General features: G+C 53.0%; 20 protein-coding genes. 13 read left to right on the plus strand and 7 right to left on the minus strand.

The features are described from left to right. Positions 1-62: 62 nt before the first annotated feature. Positions 63-3233: an MMPL family transporter gene (locus tag CHH67_RS05170; RefSeq protein ID WP_095263925.1), complete on the minus strand. Its 3171-nt coding sequence runs from the start codon at positions 3231-3233 to the stop codon at positions 63-65. Further along, positions 3230-3679 (minus strand): MarR family winged helix-turn-helix transcriptional regulator, encoded by a 450-nt coding sequence (locus CHH67_RS05175; protein ID WP_095263926.1) that lies wholly within the window; start codon positions 3677-3679, stop codon positions 3230-3232. Before CHH67_RS05175 ends, CHH67_RS05170 begins: the two co-directional genes overlap by 4 nt. Positions 3680-4107: 428 nt before the next feature. Between CHH67_RS05175 and uvrA the strand changes: the two genes are divergently transcribed. The 3 genes from uvrA to CHH67_RS05190 all read left to right on the plus strand — a co-directional run bounded on the left by uvrA (position 4108) and on the right by CHH67_RS05190 (position 9556). Then, the gene (uvrA, locus tag CHH67_RS05180) at positions 4108-6612 is read left to right on the plus strand and encodes an excinuclease ABC subunit UvrA (RefSeq protein WP_095263927.1); all 2505 of its coding nucleotides are present in this window, start codon (positions 4108-4110) and stop codon (positions 6610-6612) included. 46 nt (positions 6613-6658) lie between these two features. Further along, positions 6659-8425, plus strand: a complete 1767-nt coding sequence (locus CHH67_RS05185) for an ABC transporter ATP-binding protein (protein ID WP_095263943.1) — start codon at positions 6659-6661, stop codon at positions 8423-8425. A 228-nt stretch (positions 8426-8653) separates the two neighbouring features. After that, positions 8654-9556 (plus strand): LysR family transcriptional regulator, encoded by a 903-nt coding sequence (locus CHH67_RS05190; RefSeq protein ID WP_095263928.1) that lies wholly within the window; start codon positions 8654-8656, stop codon positions 9554-9556. Positions 9557-10128: 572 nt separating this feature from the next. Here the strand turns inward: CHH67_RS05190 and CHH67_RS05195 are convergent. Beyond that, entirely contained in the window at positions 10129-11031 is a 903-nt protein-coding gene (locus CHH67_RS05195) for a transposase (RefSeq protein ID WP_095263929.1), read from the minus strand. Between the two features lie 350 nt (positions 11032-11381). On the opposite strand from CHH67_RS05195, the gene CHH67_RS05200 reads away from it, so the two are divergent. The 6 genes from CHH67_RS05200 (at position 11382) to CHH67_RS05225 (ending at position 18079) form a co-directional block, all read left to right on the plus strand. Next, positions 11382-12575 carry a glycine C-acetyltransferase gene (locus CHH67_RS05200; RefSeq protein ID WP_095263930.1) on the plus strand — a complete coding sequence of 398 codons (1194 nt, stop codon included), beginning with the start codon at positions 11382-11384 and terminating at the stop codon, positions 12573-12575. A 15-nt stretch (positions 12576-12590) separates the two neighbouring features. Next, complete coding sequence (locus tag CHH67_RS05205) at positions 12591-13559, plus strand: NAD-dependent epimerase/dehydratase family protein (RefSeq protein ID WP_095263931.1); 969 nt, start codon at positions 12591-12593, stop codon at positions 13557-13559. 36 nt (positions 13560-13595) lie between these two features. Further along, positions 13596-14165 carry a helix-turn-helix domain-containing protein gene (locus CHH67_RS05210; protein WP_095263932.1) on the plus strand — a complete coding sequence of 190 codons (570 nt, stop codon included), beginning with the start codon at positions 13596-13598 and terminating at the stop codon, positions 14163-14165. Positions 14166-14383: 218 nt separating this feature from the next. Beyond that, entirely contained in the window at positions 14384-15847 is a 1464-nt protein-coding gene (locus tag CHH67_RS05215) for an aminotransferase-like domain-containing protein (protein ID WP_095263933.1), read from the plus strand. Between the two features lie 58 nt (positions 15848-15905). Further along, positions 15906-16835 (plus strand): D-alanine--D-alanine ligase, encoded by a 930-nt coding sequence (locus tag CHH67_RS05220; RefSeq protein WP_095263944.1) that lies wholly within the window; start codon positions 15906-15908, stop codon positions 16833-16835. Continuing rightward, entirely contained in the window at positions 16832-18079 is a 1248-nt protein-coding gene (locus tag CHH67_RS05225) for a pyridoxal phosphate-dependent aminotransferase (RefSeq protein ID WP_095263945.1), read from the plus strand. Before CHH67_RS05220 ends, CHH67_RS05225 begins: the two co-directional genes overlap by 4 nt. Here the strand turns inward: CHH67_RS05225 and CHH67_RS05230 are convergent. Then, positions 18004-18912: a helix-turn-helix domain-containing protein gene (locus CHH67_RS05230; protein WP_244908090.1), complete on the minus strand. Its 909-nt coding sequence runs from the start codon at positions 18910-18912 to the stop codon at positions 18004-18006. The genes CHH67_RS05225 and CHH67_RS05230 overlap by 76 nt on opposite strands. Positions 18913-19119: 207 nt before the next feature. On the opposite strand from CHH67_RS05230, the gene CHH67_RS05235 reads away from it, so the two are divergent. Both CHH67_RS05235 and CHH67_RS05240 read left to right on the plus strand, forming a co-directional pair. Continuing rightward, positions 19120-19968 carry a sugar phosphate isomerase/epimerase family protein gene (locus tag CHH67_RS05235; protein ID WP_095263934.1) on the plus strand — a complete coding sequence of 283 codons (849 nt, stop codon included), beginning with the start codon at positions 19120-19122 and terminating at the stop codon, positions 19966-19968. 75 nt (positions 19969-20043) lie between these two features. Further along, a complete protein-coding gene (locus tag CHH67_RS05240) occupies positions 20044-21078 on the plus strand; it encodes a Gfo/Idh/MocA family protein (protein ID WP_095263935.1) in 1035 nt (344 codons plus the stop codon). Between the two features lie 350 nt (positions 21079-21428). Here CHH67_RS05240 and CHH67_RS05245 read toward each other — a convergent pair whose 3' ends face one another. From CHH67_RS05245 to CHH67_RS05255, 3 genes are read right to left on the minus strand one after another with little or no spacing between them, the layout of a single operon-like run. Next, positions 21429-22325 carry a sugar phosphate isomerase/epimerase family protein gene (locus CHH67_RS05245; RefSeq protein WP_095263936.1) on the minus strand — a complete coding sequence of 299 codons (897 nt, stop codon included), beginning with the start codon at positions 22323-22325 and terminating at the stop codon, positions 21429-21431. 36 nt (positions 22326-22361) lie between these two features. Further along, positions 22362-23219, minus strand: coding sequence for a sugar phosphate isomerase/epimerase family protein (locus CHH67_RS05250; protein WP_095263937.1), 858 nt, complete (start codon positions 23217-23219; stop codon positions 22362-22364). After that, positions 23216-24274: a Gfo/Idh/MocA family protein gene (locus CHH67_RS05255; protein WP_095263938.1), complete on the minus strand. Its 1059-nt coding sequence runs from the start codon at positions 24272-24274 to the stop codon at positions 23216-23218. Before CHH67_RS05255 ends, CHH67_RS05250 begins: the two co-directional genes overlap by 4 nt. Before the next feature lie 128 nt (positions 24275-24402). On the opposite strand from CHH67_RS05255, the gene CHH67_RS05260 reads away from it, so the two are divergent. Beyond that, on the plus strand, positions 24403-25275 hold the full coding sequence (locus CHH67_RS05260; protein ID WP_095263939.1) for a helix-turn-helix domain-containing protein: 873 nt from the start codon (positions 24403-24405) through the stop codon (positions 25273-25275). Positions 25276-25565: 290 nt separating this feature from the next. After that, positions 25566-26282 (plus strand): MgtC/SapB family protein, encoded by a 717-nt coding sequence (locus CHH67_RS05265; protein ID WP_095263940.1) that lies wholly within the window; start codon positions 25566-25568, stop codon positions 26280-26282. The last annotated feature ends 184 nt before the right edge of the window (positions 26283-26466 follow it).

Below are 26466 nucleotides of genomic sequence, written 5' to 3' on the forward strand. Positions count from 1 at the left end.
TGGAATAAGGCGAGTAAAGTGAATGGAACTGTCCCGGTTATGAGGCTATAACGAATCAATAATTACATATGAATATCTCGGTTGGTGCTGACCGCATCCTTAGGCGACTCTTTCGGTGTGAACGGCCACCAGTTCGCACGTCCGAACAAACGCACCATCACAGGGACGAAGAACGGAAGGAACACGAGGGCGTACAGTACAAGACCGACGAGTACAACCGTGGCAATCTGCATCATCGACAGCACACCGGACGGATACATGGCTGCGAAGGTGCCGCCAAGGATGACCACCGCAGACAGGATGACGGTTCCCATATTTCGCATCGCGTGAAGGATGGCGTCTTTAACGTCCCAGGTTTTGTTCTCGTTAAACCGGGCCATCAGGAAGATGCTGTAATCGACGCCGAGCGCAATCAGCATGACGAAGCTGAAGAACGGTGTCGCCCATGTAATTCCGGAATAGCCGAGCCCGTTCACGAAGATCAGTTCGGTCACGCCGACAGAGGTGAAGTACGTAATGACCAGAGAGATAATCAGATAGATCGGCATCACGATGGAACGGAGAAGCACGATCAGGATTATGAAGATGCCGGTGAGCATTAAAATAACAGTTCGGCTGTAATCATCATTTGAGATCGTTTGCAGATCATGGTTGGTGCTCGTAATTCCGCTGATGGCCACTTCGGCATTTTCCAGCTTCGTATGAGCCACCGCGCGTTCTACAGCGGACAGGATCTGCTCAAGACTGTCCATCGCTTCCTCGCTGTACGGATTGGCTGACAGCACGACATCCAGCTTCATCACCTTGCGGTTATCGGACAGGTAAGTGTCGAAGACGGTCTGGAAATCGCTGTTCTCCAGCGCTTCTTGCGGAATGAAGAATCCGCTCAGTTCCTCATCCTGGATGCTTTGAAGCTGTTCTAGGTATCCTTGGGCGGAACCCAGGCCATCCGAGATTTGCCGCAGCCCGTCGGCGCTTGCAGTCAGCCCTTCGGTCAGCTCACCGATTTGGCCGGTTAGTTCGCTGAAGCCGTCTGCCAGCTGCTTCTGTCCGCCTTCCAGCTGTCCCAGCCCATCGGTGATGGACGGAATCTGCCCGACGATTTGCTGCTGTCCATCTGCGGCCTGCGACAGTCCGGCTTGCAGTTCACCAATGCCGGCCACAATCTGCTTCAGCCCCTCGGCAAGCGCGTCCTGCCCAGCGGCTGCCTGTGCATATCCGGCATTCGCTTCTTCAACGCCGGCAGCAGCGCCTTTTATCTGCTCTGATATTTGTCCCAGCCCGGCTGCCAACTGGGCTGCGCCGGATCCGGCTTGGGTTACGGTTCCTTTAATGGTCAGGTAATCCGGATTTTGCAGCAGATCCGGGTGGCTGCTCTCCAATCCGGAGAAGGAGGCATCCAGACTGCTCAGGGCAGCTGCAACACCATCCAGCTGCTCTCTGATGCCGGCAACGCCGCCGTCAAGCGCGGATAATCCGCTGCCAAGCTGCTTGTAGCCTTCCAGCAGCTGGGCGTGCGCATCCGCCAGCTCCTTGGCGCTGTCGGCCGCTTGCTGCAAGCCGGCTTTCAATTCGCCGGCGCCGGCGGAGCCGCTCGCAATCCCTTGCTGGATCGCGCTCAAGGCCTGACCAAGCTCGCCAATGCCCTGCTTCAGATCCGCTGTCCCCTGGGTCAGCTCCATGGCGCCGGCAGCGGCTTCGCTCAGCTTGGGCGCATTTTCACTCAGCTGTTTGCCGGCCTCGGACAGGCCATTTTCAATTTCATTTAGCCCGCCTTGAGTCTGATCCAGGCCCTCATTTAAAGTCTGAACCTGTGTCGGGATCAGGAAGTCATGAATTTGTTCCCCGGTCGGGCGCGAGAGGCTGCGAACTGCAGAAACGCCGTCAACCTTTTCGATCTCTCGGCTGATTTTCTCTGCCAGACCGACATATTCGGCCGTATCCATCAGGTCATCGTTTCGGATGACAACGGTAGAAGGCATGGATTCACCAGGTCCGAAGCTCTCAGAGATGATATTAAATCCTTTGACCGACTCGTATTGCGGCCCGATCTCCTCCAGACTGTTAAAGGACAGCTTGCCGCTATAGGTGAGAAGGAACGGTGCTACGATGACTGCAACAACGAGCAGCGACGCCAGGGGACGCTTGAGCGAGAATGCCCCGGCGGCTCCCCACAGCTTGTTCTCCGAGTGCTCCAGACTGCCGCGGGAAGGCCAGAAGAGCGCCTTGCCCAGCAGTGCCATGAAGAAGGGCACCACGGTCAGCAATGCAATTAGCATGATCGCAATACCGACGGCTACGGCAACTGCGGATTTGTACAGAATGAATTCAGACAGGCCGATGGCAATAAAGCCAACAAATACCGCGAGGCCGGAGTATATGACTGTACCGCCGGCTTTGCGGTAAGTTTCGATAACCGCTGTTTTGGTATCCTCAGCGGCTGCCAATTCCTCCTTAAAGCGGCTGATCAGCAAAATGCAGTAATCGGTGCCGATCCCGAACATGACAGCGACCATGAATACCTGGGTAAAGGTCGAAATCGGGAAATCGAATCGGTCGACTAGAAAGGAGACCACCGATTGAGACACAATGTAGCTCAAGCCCACGGTCAGCAGTGGCACAAACGGAGCAACAAAGGAACGGAACACAATGAATAGAATGACGAGAATGAAAACGACAGTAATATATTCCGTTTTCTTCAGCCCTTCCTCGGAGCTGACGATGGTATCCTCATTGATGAGGCCTTCACTGGTCAGATAATGGTCTGCTGTTACGTCTGCCAGCAGCTCTTTCACCTGCCCCGGCAACTGCTTGACTGCTTCCTGGCCTCCGCTGACCTGGAGCGCAACCATAATGGTGTTGCCGTCTGCCGCGATCAGCGTATCCGCCAGCTCCGACTGTGTGAACGGATCGTTAATGGAGGTGATGCTGAGCTTATCTCTATTCTCGCTCAGACGCTCCACGCCCTGGCGTATACTGTCTTGATCCGCCTCGCTTAATCCGTCAGGCTTGTTGAAGACAAGCGCCACCTGACTCAGCGAACGGCCGTCCTCACTGTCGGAGGCTTCCCTTAGTATTTGAGAAGCTCTCGAGGAGGAGTAGCCATCCGGAACGGAGAGCTGTCCCTTCTCTCTTACAAGATCCGCCATGGATGGCGCCGTTAGAAACAAGCCAGCGGCTACAGCAATCCATAGGATCATGATGAACCATCTTGCTCTCAGTATGGTTTTCAATTCTTTCTCCCGCCTTCCTGCATTAACTGCCCCAACTTTTCAAAATTAGAAATGAAGGATTCGATTTCTTCCTCCTCAAAATGCTGCAAATAAGGTGAAATGAGTTCCCTGATTTGCTTGCGGCACGAATCGAAAATGGAGCGTCCGTGATCGGTAATCGATAGATAGATGATGCGGCGGTCAGCTTCATCCCGCGTTCGCTCAACCATTCCGGCCTGCACCAGACGATTGACTATCGCCGTAATGGAGCTTTTGCCGACGGAGAACATCTCCGCTAGCTGGGAAGGCGTGCATTGCGGGATATCGTTAATCAGCAGCATGATCTGATATTGATCATCGGTCAGCGTTTCGCCAAGCTCCTCCCGAATACGGGCATTGATTCGACGTACAACAAATGAGTGAGCATTCACATACCGGTCGATCCACTCCTTTATTTTATCGTCCAACAGATTGTTCCTCCTTCAAATAGTTCGATTATGAAATAGTTTTATTATAGAACTATATAGCAGCAGAATATTGAAGTCAAGATGACGCCTTGTCGGACATGGGGGGCTTTCGCTCATTTCGCAAGCCTAGCTTTATACAGATTGTAACATTAAATATAAACCTTCAAGCACCATGACGGTATCAGCTTCGGAAAAGCGGACTGCATCAAGGTTCGGAGTCATCAAATTTTGTACTTGCATCAATGTTGTAAGATAGGAATGCACTGCCGGAGATAGCGTTAATAATGCTTCCGAAGTCAGTTTTGTTGCGAAGACCCCCCAATGAAGCATCTGCTCCACAAAACTAAGTAGATGCTTCCGAAGTCAGTTTTGTTGCGAAGACCCCCCAATGAAGCATCTGCTCCACAAAACTTTTAGGAGGTTAAATCATGCACCCAACCATCAAAATCCGCGGGGCGAGGGAGAACAATCTCAAGAACATCTCCCTTGAAATCCCCAAACACAAGCTGATCGTCGTTACAGGTCCTTCCGGTTCGGGGAAATCAACCTTAGCCATGGACACACTCCAGCGGGAATGCCAGAGGCAATATATGGAGTCCATGGGCATGGTATCCGATTCGGTCAGCAAGCCCAAGGTCGATTCCATCGAGGGATTATCTCCTTCCATCAGCGTTGGCCAGCATGTGACCAATCGCAATCCGAGATCGACGATCGGGACGGTTACCGATATCTATACCCTGCTTCGTATATTGTTTGCCAAGCTCGGGGAGCGGCCGTGCCCTGCTTGCGGTGAGACGGTTGCCCCGCCGGTCGATGGCGTGCCTGCCCAGATCTCTGCGGATGACTCCGAGCCCTACGATGCATTTGAGACGGTTCGTTGCAGGCGATGCGGTCATTCACTGGAGAAGCTGACCATGTCGCATTTCTCGTTCAACAAGCCAGAAGGGGCTTGTGAGACTTGCAGCGGTCTTGGCCATACAGTCGAACTGAACATGGAGGCGGTGTTCAGACCGGAGCTGAGCTTGAAAGACGGGGCTGTCACGACATGGTACAGCGCGATTGTGGATTACAGCACGAATATATTAAAGGCGGCCGCGAAGTATTACGGCTTTTCGTTTGATGAGCATCTGCCTTTGCAGGATTATTCGGAAATCCAGCGCGATTTGCTCTATTACGGTGTGGAAAGCGAGCCATTTGCCCGCCATTTCCCAGACATGAAACCGCCCAAGACGGTGAGTCAAGGCAAATTCGAAGGGGTGGTGACTGGGATCCGCCGAAGATATCTGGAGAAAGGAAGCGAATCCTCCGAGGCTTCCCTGTTCCACGAGTTCACATGCACCGATTGCCAAGGCTCCAAGCTGAAGAAAAGCAGCCGCGAGGTCCGGGTGGACGGTGTATCCATCAGCGAAGTCAATGCCTGGGCGATCGGCGATGCATTAACCTGGCTGGAAAGGCTTGGCGGCAAGCTTTCGGAAGATCACCTGCATATCGTGGAACCGATCATTCATGACTGCGTAATAAGACTGAAACGCATTATGGACGTCGGGCTAGGCTATATGTCGCTGGAGCGGCAGGTCGTCACGATGTCCGGAGGTGAAGCCCAGCGACTGCGGCTCGCTTCAATTCTTGGCTCAGGACTCACCGGTGTGCTGTACATTTTGGATGAGCCGACTACCGGTCTGCACCCGAAAGATACAAGAGGATTGATCCAGGTGCTGAAGCAGCTTCGTGATCTGGGGAACACCGTGCTTGTCATTGAGCATGACGAGGAAGTGATGCAGGCTGCCGATCATATTATCGACATCGGCCCGGGAGCAGGCTCGAAGGGCGGTACGGTCGTAGGCCAAGGAACATTCGAGCAGCTGTTGCAACAGCCTTCTTCCGTGACGGGTGCTTATTTTAGGGAGTATGGAGGGCATTGGCCGGGAAGGCAGCCAAGGCCGGGCAACGGCAACAAACTAACGATTCATGAAGCCTCCCTTCGGAATTTGAAGCAAATTACGGTTTCCTTCCCGCTCGGTTGTCTGGTCTCGGTAACGGGTGTGTCCGGTTCCGGCAAATCAACGCTGTTATTCGATCTGCTGGCCGAATCAGGCAGCGGGAGCAAGACGCCTCCCGGCTGCAAGGACATTACCGGCTGGGATTCGATTGGCCAGCTTGTTACGGTGGATCAGTCCCCGGTATCTCGCATGCAGCGTTCGAACGTAGCCACATACACGGATGTGTATACCCATATTCGAAGCGTGTTCGCGAGCTTGCCTGAAGCCAGACGAAACCGGCTGACTGCCAAGCATTTTTCCTTTAACACGCCGGGAGGACGCTGTGAAACCTGTCAGGGGCTTGGTGTCGTACCGATGCACATGCACTTTCTGCCCGAGATCGAAATTCGTTGTCCGGCATGCCGAGGCAAACGTTTCAAGCCGGAGGTGCTCGAGGTGACGTATCAAGGGTATTCTATCTCCGATATGCTTGATATGACGGTGGAGGAAAGTCTACCGGTGCTGGAGGGCCAGCCGAAAGTTCTTGAGCTGACTCGCCTGCTCTGCGAAGTTGGACTTGGTTATTTGAAATGGGGACAGTCTGTGCGCACTTTGTCCGGCGGTGAGGGTCAGCGGATTAAGCTGGCGAAGGAGCTAAGCAAGAAGACGAAGAAGCATACGCTGTACCTTCTGGACGAGCCTTCAACCGGACTTCATCCCGCCGACGTCAGACAGCTGCTGCATCTGCTAGACCGGTTGGTCGATGCAGGCAACACGGTTATTCTGGTTGAACATCATATGGATCTAATTGCTGCCTCGGACTGGATTGTTGATATCGGTCCGGGTGGAGGGGCCGCCGGCGGAGCGGTTGTGGCCGAGGGGACCCCCGAAGCGGTCGCACAAGTGGAGAAGTCGCATACCGGGCGATTCCTCAAGGAATTAAGATATGGATAGGAAAGAGGAGTGAGGCTTGGTGGATCAAACGACAGAGAATGTAAAGATGGAAGAAGAGAAAGGGGCGGTCACACGGACGACCGTCCGTTACCTGATCCGGCTGCTGGGATCGGCAGGCATTCCCAAGCTGGTGCTTGCCTTTGCAGTAGTGCTGAGCTTGATCGGAGCGGTCACAGGGCTCATCGTTCCGCTGATCACCGGGCAGCTGATCGACAGCTTCTCGGCCGATATGCTGCGGATGGAGACGATTGGCATTCTGATTGCGATGTTCCTGCTTGAAGCGGTATCCAGCGGGTTCTCGTACTATATGCTCGCTTATGTCGGGAACCAGACGGTGAATAAAATCCGAAAGCGACTCTGGAACAAGGTATTGGCACTGCCAGTCCCGTTTTTTGACCGTCATCGCTCGGCTGAGACAATGAGCCGGGTCACGAATGATACGAATGAGGTGAAGACACTCATCACCGACCACCTCATCTCATTTTTCTCCAATTTGCTTACCGTTGCTGGGGCGGTGGCGATTCTGTTCTACCTGGATTGGCAGATGACGCTGATTATTCTGATTGCTGTGCCGGTCGGTTTCGGCATTCTGATGCCAATCGGCGGTAAAATGTACAAGGTATCCATGAGCCAGTACGGCAAACTTGCCCAATTGTCGGCCATGCTGACCCAGGTGATCGGCGAAATCCGCCTAGTTAAAGCCTCCAACGCCGAGCGGCGTGAGGAGAAGAGCGGCTATGACCAGATGGATGATCTGTACCGCTTCGGCATGAAGGAAGCGAAGATCAATGCGGTGCTCATTCCGCTCATGTCGATGGTGATGGTGGTGCTGCTGGTCGTCATTATCGGTTACGGCGGTGTCCGGGTATCCTCGGGTGCGCTGAGCGCAGGCGAGCTGGTTTCCTTCATCCTGCTGCTGTTCCAGATTATGTTCCCCTTCAGTCAGTTTGCCACGTTCTACACGCAGCTCCAGAAGGTTATGGCGGCGACAGAGCGCTTGAGACTGATTCTTGAATACGAGCCGGAGACGGAAGAACGCGCAGCGCTGCAGGCTCCGCAGGGACATCAGGACTTGGCATTCCGCGAGGTAACCTTTGCTTATCATGAAGGGGAGACGATTCTGTCAGAGGTAAGCTTCACCATTCCGGCCAAAAAAGTGACGGCGCTTGTCGGACCGAGCGGAAGCGGCAAAACAACGGTGTTCTCTTTGATCGAGCGTTTCTATACGCCAAGCAGCGGCTCGATCGAGTTTGGGGAGGTGCCAATCCGGGATTACAGCCTGGACTCCTGGCGCAGAAAGCTCGGCTACGTCTCCCAGGACAGCCCGCTCATGACCGGGACGATCCGCGACAACATTATCTACGGCCGGGAGGAGCCTGTGACCGAGGAGGAGATCGCTGAGGTGGCAAGGTTGGCTTATGCGGAAGGTTTTATTCAATCGCTGCCAAGAGGCTATGATACGGAGGTTGGCGAGAGAGGCATTCAGCTGTCTGGCGGTCAGCGGCAGCGGGTGGCCATCGCCAGAGCCTTGCTCAGGAAGCCGGATATCCTGCTGCTGGATGAAGCGACGGCCAGCCTGGACAGCGACTCCGAGCATGAAGTGCAGAAGGCGCTCAACAATCTGATGGAGGAGCGGACAACGGTGGTCATCGCGCATCGACTGTCCACGGTCGTGGAAGCCGACCAGATTGTCGTGCTGGAGAACGGTCGCATTACGGGCAGCGGCAAGCATGAGGAGCTGCTGCTTAGCCATCCGTCCTATGCGGAGTGGGCCAAGAAGCAGTTTCATATCGGGAATGACGCAGAAGTGTGAAGTTGTCGTCTCATCAAGAAAAGTCAGGGGAGCTCAGGCCTATCAACGGCCTGAAGTCGCTTCCTATAACAAACACTGGACTCCGGGGCTAAGTATAGCTTAACGGAGTCCCTTTTTTCTGTAATCGACTACCGGTCTTATGGATATACGGATATAATATTTCATCGGTTTGTCGGCCCGAAATTTGATATGATCAATGTAAATATAAAAAAAAGGGGGAGGCTTTCTATGACTTTGCAGCAGTTAAGATACGTCATTGAGGTTGCCAACCGCGGCTCGATGAACGAGGCGGCCAGGAGGCTGTTCATTTCGCAGCCCAGTCTCTCCAGTGCGATCAAGGATCTGGAAGAGGAGCTTGGCATTACAATCTTCGAACGGACGAACAAAGGGATCATCTTGTCCAAAGAGGGAGCCGAGTTTCTCGGATATGCGCGTCAGGTGGTGGAGCAGGCTGAGCTTCTGGAGAGCAGATATTTGAACGCTAAGCCTTCACCGCAGCATTTTTCCGTCTCGACGCAGCACTATGCGTTTGCTGTGAATGCTTTTGTCTATTTGGTGCAGCAATACGGGCAGGACGAATACGAGCTGGCGCTGCGTGAAACGAAGACCTACGAGATCATCCAAGACGTCAAGACGCTGCGGAGCGAAATAGGCATTCTGTATCTCAACGAATTCAACTCCAAGGTGATTAACAAGCTGTTGAAGGATGCGGGCTTGCAGTTTACAAGCTTGTTTACAGCACGGCCGCATATATTCATCAGCATTAAAAATCCGCTTGCGAAGCAGTCGATAGTGACCATTGAGGAGCTGCAAAATTATCCGTACCTGTCCTTTGAGCAGGGGGAGTACAACTCCTTCCACTTCTCTGAGGAAATTCTGAGCACGCTGTCTCACAAGAAAAGCATTCGTGTCAACGACCGGGCTACATTGTTTAATTTGTTGATCGGTCTGAATGGGTATACGATCTCCACCGGCGTGCTGAGCGCGGATCTGAACGGCAATGAAATTATTCCGGTGCCGCTGGACTGTGACGAGACGATCAACGTAGGCTGGATCAATCATAAGAACGTGTCGCTGTCCAAGCTTGCCGAGGCCTATGTGGAGGCACTGCACCGGGCGATTGCGGAGTAGATGCAAAATAGATGCAAGGATAGATGCAAGGATAGATGCAAGGATAGATGCAACGTAGATGTAACATAGATGCAAAATAGAGGCAGAGAAACTGCGGCACAGCTGTGGAGTAACTGCGGAGTAGCGGATTAACACTCGCTATCCAGGAACTTTGCATCATTATCCCTTTTGATCAGGTCGCACAGAGATCAGGTAGTACAGAGATCAGGTAGTACAGAGATCAGGCAGCACAGAAACAGCCAACCAGGAAGAGCGATAAATTTACATGCTCAGAAGAAGATATATTTTGGTAAAGGCAATTGCAGATCATGAGCTTGTCTCAGGCGAAGGTCGAAGTTTAAGTGAAGTGAACCAAGCCAGGCAGCAGATCCTGAATTTAGATGAGATGAACCGAGCCAGACAAAGGTTCTACATTTAGACGAGATGAACCAAACTAGGCAGTAAATCCTGAATTTGACAAGATGAAACAGACCCGACAATAGTTCCAGGTTTAGGCGAAGTGAAAAGGGCGGAGCAGAAGATAAAGCCCAGGCAAAATGAAACAGAGTGCCCATCACCTTTCCATCCTCACGTCAGGAAACAGCCGCGAAAGGCTGTTTCCGTTGGACTTCGATCAGCTGGCGGTAGGGAAGCGCGGGGATCGCCATACAGATCTGCAGCAGCTTATGCCGCATCGTTTCAACAGTTCCGGACAGGCGTAGCCAGCGGCGTCTGGTGTATTCATTCAGGTATGCCTGCAGATGCTTAACTCCCAGAGCTCCATACGTACTCTTCAGCGATTGCCACGCCTCTCTAACCACTTTCCGCAAAGGAGCATACAACCGAAAGGCTTGAGGAAACAATTGAACCGCTGATGTACCGGCATCCACATGCTCGTCAATGAATGCGGTTAAATCGCGACGGGTTGCCCTTTCATCGCCTCCTCGCTTATGTGGCACCAGGCGTATTTTCACCTGCTGCAGCTCGCCGGACTCCGCTACCGAGCAGGCGGCGGTGACCGCCGTGGCATACGGATGCGAAACTGAACACCGGGAGGGATTACGTCCATACTGATCGGAGTTCACCTTTACCTCTCCGTAGAGCAGTTCCCGGGCATCGAATTCCAGGGCGGCATGGCGTATTTTGTGCAGCATGAGCCACGCAGTCTTGTAAGTAACCCCAATTACCTGACTCAGCCGCATCGCCGAGATGCCATCAGGGAGCAGAAACAATTCCAGGGCCATGAACCACTTGAGCAGAGGCAGACGAGTTCCTTCAAACATCGTGCCGACCAGAGCCGACGTTTGATGCTTGCAATGTCCGCACTCAAACAAGGGGATGCGCCGTGAGGTCAGACGGCTACAGCGGGTGTGTTCACAACGCGGGCAGATGAAGCCGCTCGGCCACTTCATAGCGATCAGTGTTTCCATGCAAGCTTGCTCGCTAGAATAACGACTATTGAAGGATTGAAGCGCTGCTTCCAGATGAACATCCATTTCCACTCGTCCCCCCCAAACAGCAAAATACGTACATACGTTCTATTATCTGTATTATACCGAACTAATGTTCTCTTATCAAGTCGAAAATATCATTTGAATGATCCATGGATCCCCACCTCTATTTGTTTACTCTTTCATCTTGCCTGTTCCTTGTTCTCTCCTCTGTCCTGACTTATAGGGATAATCATGCTAAAGCAATGAATAAAGATATCAAGACACCAAGACACCAAGACACTGAGGAATTTGCTATAACATATTTTTGTTTAATATATTGCACAAAGGGGTAGGATTGCATACAATAGGGGTGAAATCATACTTTGAATTTCCATGTGCGGGAGGGAATGGGGATGACAAGCAGGTCATTGGCTTCTTTTTTAACAGAAAATCTGGAGGCGCTCAAGGCAAACGGGCTGTACAATACGATTCAATCATTAGAGGGGCCGAACGGGCCGGTGATCACGATTGATGGGCGGGAGTTGGTCAATCTATCATCCAACAACTATCTCGGATTGGCGAACGATGACCGGCTGAAGCAGGCGGCAATTCGCGCCACCGAGCAGTACGGAGCCGGCAGCGGTGCGGTTCGCACTATCAATGGTACGCTTCTGCTGCATGTGGAGCTGGAGGAGAAGCTGGCGAAATTTAAAGGCACGGAGGCCGTGCTTTCGTATCAATCGGGGTTTAACTGCAACATGGCTGCCATATCGGCGGTGATGGGGCCGCAGGATGCGATTTTGTCCGATGAGCTTAACCATGCTTCGATTATCGATGGCTGCCGTCTGTCGAGAGCCAAAGTCATCCGTTACAGCCACTCGGATATGGAGGATTTGCGGAATAAAGCGAAGGAAGCTAGAGCTTCCGGTCAGTATGACAAAATAATGGTGATTACCGACGGGGTATTCTCCATGGATGGCGATATTGCCAAGCTGCCGGAAATCGTCGATATTGCGGAACAATTCGATCTCATAACTTACGTGGATGACGCGCATGGCTCCGGCGTGCTGGGAGGCGGGGCAGGCACGGTGAAGCATTTTGGCCTGTCACACATAATCGATTTTCAGATCGGCACCTTGTCCAAGGCGGTGGGCGTTGTTGGCGGTTATGTAGCCGGTTCCCGGGAGCTGATTGACTGGTTAAAGGTGCGGAGCAGACCGTTCCTGTTCTCAACAGCGCTTCCACCGGGAGCGGTAGCGGCTTGCATTGCGGCCATCGACATTTTGCACAGCAGTCAAGAATTGCAATCCAAGCTGTGGGACAATGCCCGCTACTTGCAGGAGGGACTTAAGAAGCTCGGATTCTCAGTCGGTGCTACCGAGACGCCGATTACGCCATGCATAATCGGAGACGAAGCGGCTACGCAAACATTCAGCCAACGGCTGTATGAAGAGGGCGTGTATGCTAAAGCGATTGTGTTCCCGACCGTTCCAAAGGGGACTGGACGCGTTCGCAACATGCCGACCGCCATCCATACCCGTGACATGCTGGATCAGGCGCTGGATGCCTATGAGCGAATCGGGCGCGAGCTCGGATTGATTCATTAAAGGAGGTTATCGGGGATGAAAAGAATTATGGTCACCGGGGCGCTGGGCCAGATTGGATCTGACCTGGTAACCGTCCTCCGGCAAAGCTATGGTACGGACGCGGTGCTGGCCACCGATATTCGGCTGACAGATCATGAGGTGGCCAAGTCCGGCCCGTTTCAGGTGCTGGACGTGACTGACGGGGCTGCGTTCTACCAGGCGGCACACGATTTTCGCGCCGATGCGATCATCCATTTGGCTGCACTGCTCTCCGCGAAAGCGGAGGCGGATCCGATTCTGGCTTGGCAGCTCAACATGGGCGGATTGCTGAACGGACTGGAGACGGCGCGTACGCTGGCCAGCCAGTTCTTCACGCCAAGCTCCATCGCTGCATTCGGCGCGACCACGCCGCGACAGGGTACGCCGCAGGACACACTTCAGCGACCAGCAACGATATACGGCGTGAGCAAGGTGTCGGGGGAGCTGCTGTGCGACTATTATTTTCATAAATACGGGGTGGACACCCGCGGTCTGCGTTTTCCGGGCTTGATCTCTCATTCGGCGCCGCCTGGGGGAGGAACGACCGATTATGCGGTCGACATGTATTGGTCTGCGGTTCATAGTGGAAGCTACGCAAGTTATATTGCGCAGGGAACATACCTCGATATGATGTATATGCCGGATGCGATCCGGGCGATTATTCAGCTGATGGAGGCCGACGGCTCCAAGCTGAAGCATCGCAACGCTTTTAACGTGACCGCGATGAGCGTTGATCCAGAGGCGATTGCGGCAAGCATTCGCAGGCATGTGCCGGAGTTTGTGCTGCGATATGAGATTGATCCGGTGCGGCAACGGATCGCCGAGGAATGGCCGGACTCGATTGACACGTCTTCGGCGCGCGAAGAATGGGGCTTTGATGTACAATATGATTTGGATCGTATGACGGACGATATGATATCCAAATTGACACAGAAGCTCCGGGAAGACCGCGCCAAGATTGGCTGATTCGCCGGATGTCATTGAAGGAGGGCAATAATTCGATTGGAAGCAATTCATAAGAAGGTAGGCAGAAATCTGCAGGCGATTCGGAAATCACGGGGGCTGAGCCTGGATAATGTGGCTGAACTGACAGGGGTAAGCAAGGCGATGCTCGGTCAGATTGAACGTGGGGACTCGAACCCGACCATTTCCGTCCTGTGGCGCATTGTGAACGGACTGAGCATATCCTTTACGACGCTGATTGAAGAGGTGAAGCCGGAGGTTACGGTCGTATCGCCGGATGAATCGGAGCCTTTCATGGAGGCTGATGGCGCATACCGGGTGCATCCTCTGTTCTCCTACAATTTGCGCACCAAATTCGAATCCTACATGGTTGTGATGGACCCGGGCTGCGACTATGGCTCTGAGGCGCATAATGACGGGGTCGAGGAATATATTTTTGTCCATGAAGGCGAATTGGAACTGTGGTGTGACGATGAGAGCTACCGGGTGCCAGCGGGATGCTCCCTGCATTTCTCGGCGAACCGGCCGCATCGCTACCGCAACCCCGGGACGGATACGGCCAAGTTTTACACCATTATTTTTTATGCGGATGCCGCAGCACGGGGATAGTGGGCTTTCAAGAGAGGTTGTCTCAACAGTCATCGTAGATGACGAAGAGACAGCCTTTTTTTATTTGCCGATAGTTGTACGACAATTCATCCCAATCACCTTATGTTATTTCTGCTCCCTCTGAACAAGACCAACCACGCCCCTTGCGAAACCGGCGTGCTGTGGTTCTAGTGGTTCAGTTCATTTTGTGCCATCATAGTAATCAAGGGGGTTATGGGATGTATTCCGATTTCAAGCTGGCGTCTGATCGCCCGGCATATATACAGGTCAAGGATTATATGAAGCGGCTGATGATGACCGGAGCCATTCAAGGTGACCAGAAGCTGCCGTCCACGCGCGAGTTGAGCGCGCTGTTGCATGTGAGCCGCAATACGGTACTGAGCGCCTACGCTGATCTGGAGGATGAAGGGTATATTTATGCGGTCAAGGGCCGAGGGCATTTTGCGGTTCCGTCCTCCAGGGACAGTGAGGCGAAGCCGCAAGGCGGGCAGCTGGATTGGGGAGCCAGGCTGAATGATTACGCCAGACTTGCGGAGGCCCATGACCTGATGAAGCACGGCATACGAGCACCTAAAGGCGCCATAATGTTCACAAGCATCGCGCCTGACGAGAAGCTGTTTGATCTGCCGAATGTGAGACGCGCGTTTCTGGACCGGATGGCGATGGAGGGCGAGGTTCTGCTCAATTATGGCTATGCCAAGGGCTACAAGCCGCTCATCGAATATCTTGCTGCTTACATGGAGAATAAGGGCGTTGACATGGAGGGGAAGGATCTGCTCATTACGAGCGGTTTTACCGAAGGATTGAACCTGGTCTTATCGGTCCTGAACAAGGAATCCGGGCGTATTCTGTGTGAAAATCCGACCCATCATACGGCGATTAAAAATTTCAAAATGCACGGCTATGACATTGCCGGCGTAGATATGGAGCCGGACGGCATCAGCCTGGAGAAGCTGGAGCTTGCGTTGTCGCAAGGGAGCTACGATGCAGCCTATCTCGTGCCTTCCTATCACAATCCGACCGGAATCGTCATGTCCCAGCAGAAGAGGCTGGAGGCGCTGCGCCTGCTTGGCAAGGCTCAAATTCCGGTCATTGAAGACGGATTTAACGAGGAACTGCGATACTCGGGGGCGCATATTGCTCCGCTGGCCGCTTGTGTGGGAGAGGGTAATAACAGCCTGATTTATTTAGGCAGTTTCTCGAAGATTTTATTTCCCGGAATCCGGGTGGGGTGGGTGCTTGCAGACCGGACGCTGATCGACGTTCTGGAGAGCGTGAAGCGGGCGCGCAGCATCCATACCTCGACGCTGGATCAATCGCTGCTATATCAATATTTGTACAATGGCAATTTCGAAAAATATTTAAAGCGCGTGAAGGCGGTATATAAGCGGAAATACGAGCTGGCCACCCAATGCTGCGAAGCATCGATTCCGATGAAGCGCTTGTCGGGGGACGGCGGACTGCATCTGTTTGTAGAATTTGATCCGGGATTTCGGACACGGGAACTGCTAGAGGTCTGCTCCGCCCAAGGGGTTGTTTTCACGCCGGGTGACATCTTCTTCACGGACGGAGGCGGCCACCATACGCTGCGGCTTGGCTTCTCGCGGGTAAGCGAAGACGATATTGTCAAAGGCATTCGCATCATTGGCGAGGCCGCAAAAGGCATGCTGCAGCAACCGTAGGTTCTGGATAGAGCATCACAGAAACATCGAAGAAGATCTGTAGGAGGGAGAAGGCATGATGAAGGTTGGTGTTGTGATGGGAGGCGTATCCTCCGAGCGAGAGGTATCCCTGCTCACCGGCAAGGAGATGATGGCACATCTGGATCCTGGCCGGTACGAGGTGCGCGCGATTGAAATCAGCCATAAAAGCGATCTGATCGAGAAGGCGGCGGAGATCGATATGGCGCTGCTTGCGCTTCATGGCAGTTACGGCGAGGATGGAACGGTACAGGGGACACTGGAGACGATGGGCATTCCGTACACGGGCAGCGGTGTCCTGGCCAGCAGCATATGTATGGATAAGGATGTCAGTAAAAGGCTGATTCGCAGTGAAGAATTGCCGACACCGGACTGGGTGACGGTATCCGGCCTGGCAGATTTGGAAGGAGCAGACGTGCAGCGGCTCGGATTTCCGATTGTAGTCAAACCGAATCGGGGCGGTTCCAGCATCGGGATCCGGATCGTGCATTCGGCCGACGACCTGACTTCTGCTGTGAAAGAAGCGCTAGAGTGGGACCGCACGATCATGTTGGAGCGGTATATCGACGGTCAGGAAATCACCTGTTCGATTCTGAACGGCGAGCTGCTTCCGGTGCTGTCCATCAAGCCGCATGCTGATTTTTTTGATTACAAGTCCAAATATGAAGAAGGCGAGGCCGAGGAAACGGTGGCTGTACTTCCGGCGCCAGTGCGGGAGCAGGTCGAAGCTGCTGCTCTGCAGTGCTATCATGCTTTAAAATGCAGTGTGTATGCCAGGGTAGACATGATGCTGAAGGATGATAACCTCTATATTCTGGAGGTCAACACCCTTCCCGGACTGACCAAGAACAGCCTGCTTCCCAAAAGCGCAGCGGCAGCAGGCATATCCTTTAGCAGGCTGCTCGACATCATCATCGAATCTTCGCTTCGCGAGCGGCTAGGGGAAGAAGGCAAGGGGCCATGGATATGAATCCCATCAGCAGCCGGATATCACCCGTTGTGCAGTCGATTCCGCCATCGGGGATCAGGCAGTTCTTCAATGTGGTGGAGGGTGACAAGGACATCATCTCCCTTGGGGTAGGAGAGCCGGACTTCTCAACGCCGAAGTGTGCAATCGATGCGGTGAAACGCAGCCTGGAGCAGGGGCAGACGATGTACACGCCAAACGAAGGCATGTCAGACCTGCGGGAGGCGATCGCCGAGTACATGCATGCCAGCTTCGGAATACGCTATGAACCGTCACGGGAGGTGCTGGTGACGGTAGGAGGCAGCGAGGCGATTGATCTTGCGCTGCGAGCGATCTTGTCACCGGGTGATGAGGTGATCGTACCGGTGCCGGGGTATATCGCATACGCTCCCTTGATCCGCTTAAATGGCGGCACCCCGGTCGAGCTTGAGCTGGCAGAGAAGGATCAGTTCAAGCTGACGGCAGAAGCGCTCAGGCAGGCTATTACACCGCAGACAAAAGCGATCATGGTTAATTATCCGAGTAATCCGACCGGAGCAATTATGACGCATGAGGATTGGCTCCCGATTGCTCGTCTTGCTGTACAGCATAATCTGATCATTCTATCGGACGAAATCTATGCGGAGCTGACGTACGAAGGCAAGCATGTCAGCATTGCTTCACTGCCAGGCATGCGGGAGCGAACCGTCGTGATCAGCGGCTTCTCGAAAGCCTATGCCATGACCGGCTGGCGGGTCGGATACGTCTGCGGGGACAGGGCGCTTATCGCGGCCATGACGAAGATTCATCAATATACCGCCCTCTGCGCCCCCCGCGTGGGGCAAGCGGCCGCGCTGGAATGCCTTCGCAGCGGGCAGGCAGACAAAGAGGAGATGAAACGGGCATTCAATGAGCGAAGACGGATGTTTGCAGCGGCGCTTAACGACATCGGCCTGTCGTGCCGCCAGCCGCAGGGCGCCTTCTATCTGTTTCCTTCCATAGCAGGAACCGGGCTGAGCTCCCAGGTGTTCGCCGAGCGTTTGCTTGTGGAAGCGAAAGTTGCGGTCGTGCCAGGGCATGTGTTCGGTGCCGGTGGAGAAGGCTTCATCCGCTGCTCCTACGCGGCTTCAAGCGTACAACTGGCCGAGGCCGTAGAGCGAATAGATCGCTGGCTGAAGCAGACGGGTCTGGTCTACAAAATTCGTGACAGCTTGCGGTATTCCGTAGCGGTAATGCCCTCGAGCCTGCGAAAGATACGGCTGAAATAATGGATATCGGCGTAGCCGACATGGGCACCTACCATCTCGATTGACAGATCGGATTCCCGCAGCAGCCTTCTGGCTTCCCTGTGGCGGATGGACTGGACATATTCGCTCGGCGGCATCCCCGTCAACTGCTTAAACAGCTTGGCTGCATGATCAAGGCTCAGCATGAGTCGTTCCGCAATCACTTTATTGCTCCAGTCTTCGGCTGGAGCTTGTTCCATTTGGGCTATCAATTCATATAGTTTGGCGTCGTGCGGCGATGAATCTGCGAGTGTGCGTGCGGGACGAGAGCGAAGCAGCTGAATAAGAATGTCCAGCATCAGGCCTTTGCATACCAGCTCATAGCCGGCAGGACGCAGCGTGAATTCATCTACAACGCGCTCCATCATCTGTACGCAGGGAACCGGGGGGGTGTAGATGGTGCGGGATGAGAGCGGCGGAAGATGGTCCAAGACTCCCTCGCTGGCGAACTTCTCAGGTGCAAGCCTCGCTTCATTCACAATCATATCCGCTTCTGTCTGAATGTTCAGCTCATCGAAAAAGTCAAAATGAATGCCAAGAAACTTCGCATCCGGCCGTGATACGACCTCATTCTGATGATACACCCCGGATGGCAGGAAGATAAGCTGCCCCGCCTCAATGGGATGACGCTGACCGTACATCGTCGTTACGGCTTCTCCCTGACATACATACAACAGCTCAAAATCATACAACCTCCGCGCAGGCAAAGCGCCGGTCGGCATCCGCTGAAACTGCGCATAATGAATGCTCGGTGACCATGCCTTCGCGGGAGCCTGTCTTTTCCTAGGGTAATCCTGCTCCTGTGGTGGGTACACGCATCTCCCTCCTTTCTGTATGTCTCAAGTCATATTAAAATCACGGAATTATCCAAATATTCGCTTTTCTATCTAAATCAATTATTGAATTAATTATTTAATATATAAGTAATTATTGCAACTCCAAGGACTTCATATCTCAACGGATATGGACAAAACGGAGGCTGCTGAGTCTGTCTTTATCATGAAAATAAAGGAGGGCTTCACATGAGAAAAGGGATTAATATATGGTCGTTTCCCGAGCATGCGTCCATTGCCGAATGCATTTCACTGGCCAAGAATGCGGGCTTTGAGGGGATTGAATTGTCGCTGAACAAGACAGGGGAGCTTGGACTTGAGGCAACCGACAAGGAAGTTGCGGTTATTCAATCCGCGCTCAGGGAAGCAGAGCTGGACATTGCTGGGCTTGCGACCGGGCTGTACTGGGATTACTCCATGACGAGCGACGATCCGGCAATGCGGGAGAAGGCGGTGGATGTATGCAAGAAACAGCTGGAGCTTGCTTCTGCATTTGGCGTGGATGCGATTCTGGTTATTCCCGGCGCAGTGGGAGTAGATTTTATTCCGGGTGCGGCGGTCGTGGACTATGAATATGCGTATGAACGGGCTCAGGAGGCGATCGCGGGACTTGTACCTTTTGCCAAGAGTGCAGGGGTATCCCTAGCTATCGAAAATGTATGGAACAAGTTTCTGTTATCCCCGCTGGAGCTTCGCAGATTCATCGATGAAATCGGCTCCGAACTGGTCGGCTCCTATTTTGATGTAGGCAATGTTGTGCACAGCGGTTATCCAGAGCAGTGGATTCGAATTCTGGGCAAGCGGATTAAAAAGGTGCATTTCAAAGATTACCGTAGACAGGCGGGCGGACTGCACGGCTTTGTTGATTTGCTTGCTGGCGATGTCAACTATCCGGAGGTCGTGAGTGCGCTCCGTTCCATCGGTTATGACAACTACGTAACGGCCGAAATGATTCCAGGGTACACGCATTATGCTGAGCAAATCATTGTGAACACGTCCTTGGCGATGGATGTTATTCTGGGCCGAGCTCAAGGTTAAGGCGTAAGGTTTTACGATGGCAGATGACATTGACAGATGACATTGACAGATGACTTTAAAAAGGAGGGCTTCTGGATGTTGAAGGTGGGATTGCTGGGATTTGGCTTTATGGGACGCATGCATTTTGACAATTACGTCCGTCTGATGGAAGAGGGGGCGGGCGTTCAGCTTCAAGCCATTTGTGATGTTCGCATGGATGAACTCAAGAATGCCAAGGCAAGCGGGAACATGGCGACAGAGAAAGAGGTGTACGACCTGTCGGATTACCGTCTGTATAGCCGTCTGGAGGACATGCTGGAGCAGGAGCAGCTGGACATTGTGGATGTGTGCCTGCAGACGTATCTGCATGCCGATCTTACTTGTATGCTGCTGGAGAAAGGCTATCATGTCCTGTGCGAGAAGCCGGTGGCGGGCTCTTCCGATGAGGGCTGGCGCATGGTGCAGGCTGCTAAGCGTTCCGGAAAGCAGCTGATGATCGGGCAATGTCTTCGCTTCTGGCCGGAGTACGAATACCTGAAAGCATGTGTAGAGGATGGACGGTACGGGAAGGCGCTGGCGGGACAATTCTATCGAGGCTCGGAGTCGCCGACTGGCTGGTTTCTCGATGGGGATCTTAGCGGGGGCTGCATACTGGATATGCACATTCATGATGCGGATATGATTCACTGGCTCTTCGGAAAGCCCGATGCGGTGACAACACAGGCACTGAATGTGATTCCGGGGAGCGGATACGATATTGTGTCGACCCATTACAGCTATCCGGATGGCAAGGTCATACACGGGCATGCGGATTGGACGCTCCAAGGAGAGCATGGTTTCTTCATGGGATACCGGGTGAACTTTGAGCGGGCGACGCTCGTGTTCGATCAGAACGTGCTTACGGTGTATCCAGCAGAAGCTCCTCGCTTCCAGCCTGATTTGTCAACGGATGCGGGATATTACCGTGAGATCAAGTATTTCCTCAACTGTGTGGCGAATGGGGAAAGCACGACAGTATGTACGCCGGACAGCGCGGTAGGATCATTGGAAATAATCGAGGCGGAGATTCGTTCAGCCAAGGAGAACGGCCGGGCAGTGACGGTTGCAAATAATCGGTACACCAAGTCTTGAATATAACCGGGTAAACCGCCATCCGGGCTGTGGTATCAGGGATCAGGTCATGTGTCTGTTGCTGCCTTTGCACCATTATCCCTTTCTTTCAGGTAGCGGGGTCAGGGACAATGGGGGAAGAAGGAGTTACCGGATCGAACGGGATAATCGTGCAAGGCGTACCGAAGCGATCCAAATCCTTTAGGCTGCAAATGATTTAGACCCAAGCTGATATAGTCCTAAAAATGTTGTAACCCTATGTTGTAACCCAAATGTTGTAGCCCTAAATGCATAAGGGAAATGCAATAAGAAACAGGCCGTGTCAAGGAGCAACTCCAACCTTGAACGGCCTGTTCTCATTTGCCTGTCTATTAAGCTCGGAATCCTTTCAGGAAATTCACAGCAAGCTGAATATCCTCTTCCGGATTCGTTTTTACTTCGCGCTCAATCGTCAAGTAGCCGGTGTATCCGATATCCTTCAATGCCTGTAGGTAAGCCGGCCAATCCACGCCGCCTTCCCCGAGCGGCACTTCGCGGAATTTCTCACCGGATTCGGCCATATCGGCCATTTTGTCATGGTCGAGCGCAGGTGCTTCATACCCGAAATCGCCATACACATCGCGCGGATCGATGAAGTCAGCCAGCTTGATGCCATCCTTCGCGTGGGTATGCACGATGTAATCCTTCAGCGTGTATACGCCTTGCACAGGGTCATCACCGGTGACCATTACCATATTGGCCGGGTCGAAGTTAACGGAGACGCCGTTGGAGCCGAGGCTGTCCAGGAACGATTTCAGATGGGCCGAGGGCTCCGGACCTGTCTCAATCGCGAAATAGGCGCCCATCGATTTCGCAAACGAGCTGAGCTCGGAGCAGGCCTTGTGCATCGTTCCATACACCGGGCCGTTCTTGTCTTGTGGCACGATGCCGATATGGGTAGTCACGATGTTGGTGCCGAGATCGAGCGCAAGCTCCATAATCCGTTTGGATTTTTCGATTTTGGCTGGATTTTCAGCAGGGTCCTGGAAGCCGTGACCGCCAAGATCGCCGACCAGGGCGGAGATTTCCAGCCCAAGCGAGGCAATGTAATCCTTCAGCTCCTTGCGGGCGGATGCTGATAGATTAGCTGGATCCATCTCGCCATGTACGGCATAGATCTGGACGCCGTCCGCGCCGACCTTTTTCGCTTTTTGCAGACCTTCTCTCACGCCAACCCGAAAGCTGTCCACAATGACACCGATTTTGTTCGGCATAATAGGCTTTGTCATGCGTAATCCTCCATTCTTATTGAATGCTTTCGCTCTTTATACTTCATTCCATGTTTTACGCAAATATTCCAGTCCAAGCTTCGTGCCTGTCCGGCAGTCTTCCATGCCTTCAAACTCAATGGAAATGTAGCCATCATATCCGGATTCCTTCACGATGCGGATGACATCGCGCATCGGAATATCGCCATGACCGACAATCGCCCCGCGCAGCCAGTTGCCGCTGGAGGTGTTAAACCAGCCTGGACCTGGCGCGAGCTCCTTGGAGCGATAGTAGAAATCCTTGAAGTGGACCATAGAGGCCAGTCCAATATTGTTGGCTACGGCAACGGTTGACGGTTCATCCGCACAGAGGAAGTTGCCGACATCAAGCGTTGTTTTGAAATTCGGATGGTTCACGGTTTGCACCAGCGCCTGGACACGGTCACTATGCTGGATGAAGTACCCGTGGTTCTCCACGCTGGTTGTAATCCCGCGCTCTGCGGCATAATCCGCGATGATGCGGCAGGCATTCGCGAGGCGAGGAAGCTCTTCCAGGAAGTGCTTCATCGACAGGTCCTGGGAGGAGGCGACGTCATGCCGCATCAGCTTGACGCCAAGGGCGGAAGCGATGTCCACTTCGCTTTTCACTCTTTCGATTTCGGCCTCGTAAGCGGCATCGTCCAGTTCAGCGAAGTTTGCGCCGATGGCATAGTTGGAAATGTCCAGCCCTTTGGCTGCGGCATGTGTCTTGATCGTCTCGATCAGCTCCGGGTTCTCCTTCAGGTTGAAGCCGAGCGGAACGATCTCGATATGCTCGCCGCCGATGTCAGCGATATAGTCAATTACGTCGGTGATGGTCATCTCGCCTTTATTCAAGGCTTGGAAGAGGCTGTATGAGCTTACGCCAAACTTCATAGCTTCACTTCAGCTCCTTTTTCCGCAGACTCGTAAATGCCGCACAGAATTTTCATAATTTCCACGCCGTCTTCCACCGGGCTGATCGGGGTGGTTCCGTTCTTAATGCTATCAATAAAATGATCAACCTCGCTCTGGAAAGCCGAGTTGAAGTCAAAGCCTTTGTTATCTGTTTGCGGGTAAATGTTCACGATCGTATCATGCTTCTCGGATACAACGACAACCTCCGGATCCACCTCGAAGCCGCCTTTGTCACCGTACAGCTTGATGGACGTGTCGTTCTCCTTCGCATGGAGGGTGAAGCTGACATCGATCATCAGGGAAGCGCCGTTTTCGAAACGGATCAGGGCGTTGGCCATATCCTCCACGGTGTTCTTCTCGGCATCGTAATCCGCTGCTTTGTAGAAGGACAGATTGCGGACGTTGGAGCGGTTGCCCAGCTTCTTGTATGTGTTAGCGCTGACAGACACCGGTTTTGGACGTCCCATCATGTACCAGCACAGATCGATGACATGCACGCCGATGTCGATCAGCGGGCCGCCGCCGGAGCGTTCGATGTCGGAGAACCAGCCGCCCGGATTGCCCAGTCTGCGAATGGCGGACGCCTTGGCAAAATACAATTCGCCGAATTCGCCTTGATCCGCGAACTGACGAAGCATCTGTGCGTTCGGATCGTAACGTCTGACGAAACCGACCTGAAGCAGCTTGCCGGATGTTTTAACCGCTTCCTGAACGCGGAGCGCTTCTTCAACCGTGCGGCACAGCGGCTTCTCGACAAGCACATGCTTGCCGGCATGAAGGGCAGCGATGCTGATCTCGGCATGGGTGTTATTCCAGGTACAGATGCTGACTGCATCAATCTCCGGATCGGCGAGCAGCTCGTTGTAATCGGTAAATACTTTGGTTGCACCGTATTTGTCAGCAGCTTGGCGTGCTCTTTCCTCGTTCAGATCGCACACCGCAACCAGATTCACCTCCGGATGCTTCATATAAGATTGCAAATGCATGGATGAAATCGATCCAGTTCCAATGACACCAACATTAAAGGTTTTCATCATGTCAACTCCTCTGATTTACTGGCTTGCTACTTTTGTATTATAATGCTAATAACGCATGAAGCCATGATGAACCGTGCTGTTTGTTTGTACATTTGTGCTGACTTCACTGGAAGGAGTTTTTAGCATTGGACAAGTCGCTGCAGGAGCCCATGACGATGCCTGATCCGCATTTTCCGATCAAGGTTCACCGCTGTATCAAGGAAGGAATCGGACAGGTGCTGTTTCCGCATCACTGGCACGAACAACTTGAATTCCTGTATTTTGTCGAAGGTGAGGCTACGCTTGAGCTGGGGTCCTCCACGCTGCAGGTGAAGGAGGGGGATTTCATTGCGGTCAACCGAAACGAGCTTCATTATGGTGTCAGCCGGACCCCTCATTTGTTCTATTATGCCTTGATCGCAGATTTCTCTCTGCTTCAGAGTCATTCCATGGATGCGCCCGAGATGAAGTTCATCACACCGATTGCCCAGAACCGGCTGCTGTTCAACAACCGGATCGGAGGGGATGATGCGATTGCCTCTATGCTGTCCATCATTAAAGAGCTGGAAGAGCGCGAGTTCGGTTATGAGCTGGCGATCAAATCCGAGCTCTACCGGTTGCTGACGCTGCTGCTGCGCGGCTATGTTTCCACGGTGCTGACACAGGAAGAGTATGTGGAACGAATGAAGAACGTCGAGCGCTTCGCACCGATTTTTAAATATATCGAGGATCATTACAAAGAGAATCTGACCGTTGAGCTGCTGTCCGGCATGGCCGGGCTGAGCCGCTATCATTTCAGCAGGTTGTTCAAGGAGATCAGCGGCAGAACGGTAACCGAATATGTCAATGAAACGAGGCTGAACAAGGCGGATTATCTGCTGCGCGAAAGCCCGCTGACAATTTCCGAGATTGCAACCGCGACAGGTTTCAACGACATCTATTACTTCAGCCGCACCTTCAAGAAGGTTAAACAGGTTGCCCCTTCCGCCGTGAGGAAGAAAAGACCGGCAATGAGATAAGCTCTTTCATTCCAGGCTGCTTGCCCGATCGTTATCGGGACAGCACGCTTGGAGTGGGAGGGCTTTTTGTTATGCACGATGCCAGGGGCAGCGGGATTAGGAGCCGTTTTACACGAATGAGGACTAAACGCGCGAGGACACTCATACACATATTGGCGTTGGTCAATCGGGATCTTCTTATGGACTTGAGCCTTCCGTGTTATACATATGAGGTTGAGAGGGTATTATTTAACGGAACATGTCCATCTGATAAAGATTTGGCAGCCGAGGAGAGGAGTGACATATGGATCATGACCATTTATCTGGAAAGTGAAATTATGCTGATGCGGCTGCTGCTGGCTGCGCTGCTCGGCGGTCTCATCGGTTGGGAGCGGGAGCGAAGGAACAAGCAGGCTGGACTCAAAACCCATCTGCTGGTGGCGGTCGGCTCCACCCTGATTATGCTGACCTCCATCTACGGATTTGACAGCACGCTGATCAATCACCCTAATGCCAGGTTCGACCCGGCGCGATTGTCAGCCCAGGTGGTCAGCGGGATCGGATTTTTGGGGGCTGGGGCAATATTACGGCGCTCCAATAACATTATCTCCGGCTTGACGACAGCGGCCACATTATGGGTGGCGGCTGCCATCGGATTAAGTGTCGGGTCCGGGTACTATTTGCCGGCCGTCGTGACAACGATCATTGTGCTGCTTAGCACATTGGTGCTGAATCGGTTTGAGGCACGCTTCTTGTTTATCAAAAAATCCGGACGCTTAAAAATTACCGTGGAATCTGAAGACCAGCCGGTTGAAGTCAGCGCGATCACGTCGCTGCTGCATAAAGCCAATGTCAGTCTGGAAGATATGACGGTTAACAATGAAGGGGCAGACGGGGAATCGACCAGGGTGACGATGGAATTCCGGGTGTATTCTTTTAACGGGAAAGGCGTGGATGAACTGCTGGAGCAGCTGTGGAAGGTGGAAGGCATCAAGCAGGTGCGGATGAACTGGAGAGACAAGGACTAGAACAAGAACCAGAGCGGGGAAGTTGCGGGGAATACTGACATCGCGTATTATGTAAAAAATGAAGAGTATGTATCATCTCGAAAATAATCAAAAAAATCAAAAAAAGGTCTTGCATTTTATTGATGAGCGGGATATACTCTTAATTACGGTGATTGAAACACAGATGACAAACACCACTACATAA

It is taken from the genome of Paenibacillus campinasensis (assembly GCF_002272015.1).
GTDB classification, from domain to species: Bacteria; Bacillota; Bacilli; order Paenibacillales; family Paenibacillaceae; genus Paenibacillus_AQ; species Paenibacillus_AQ campinasensis.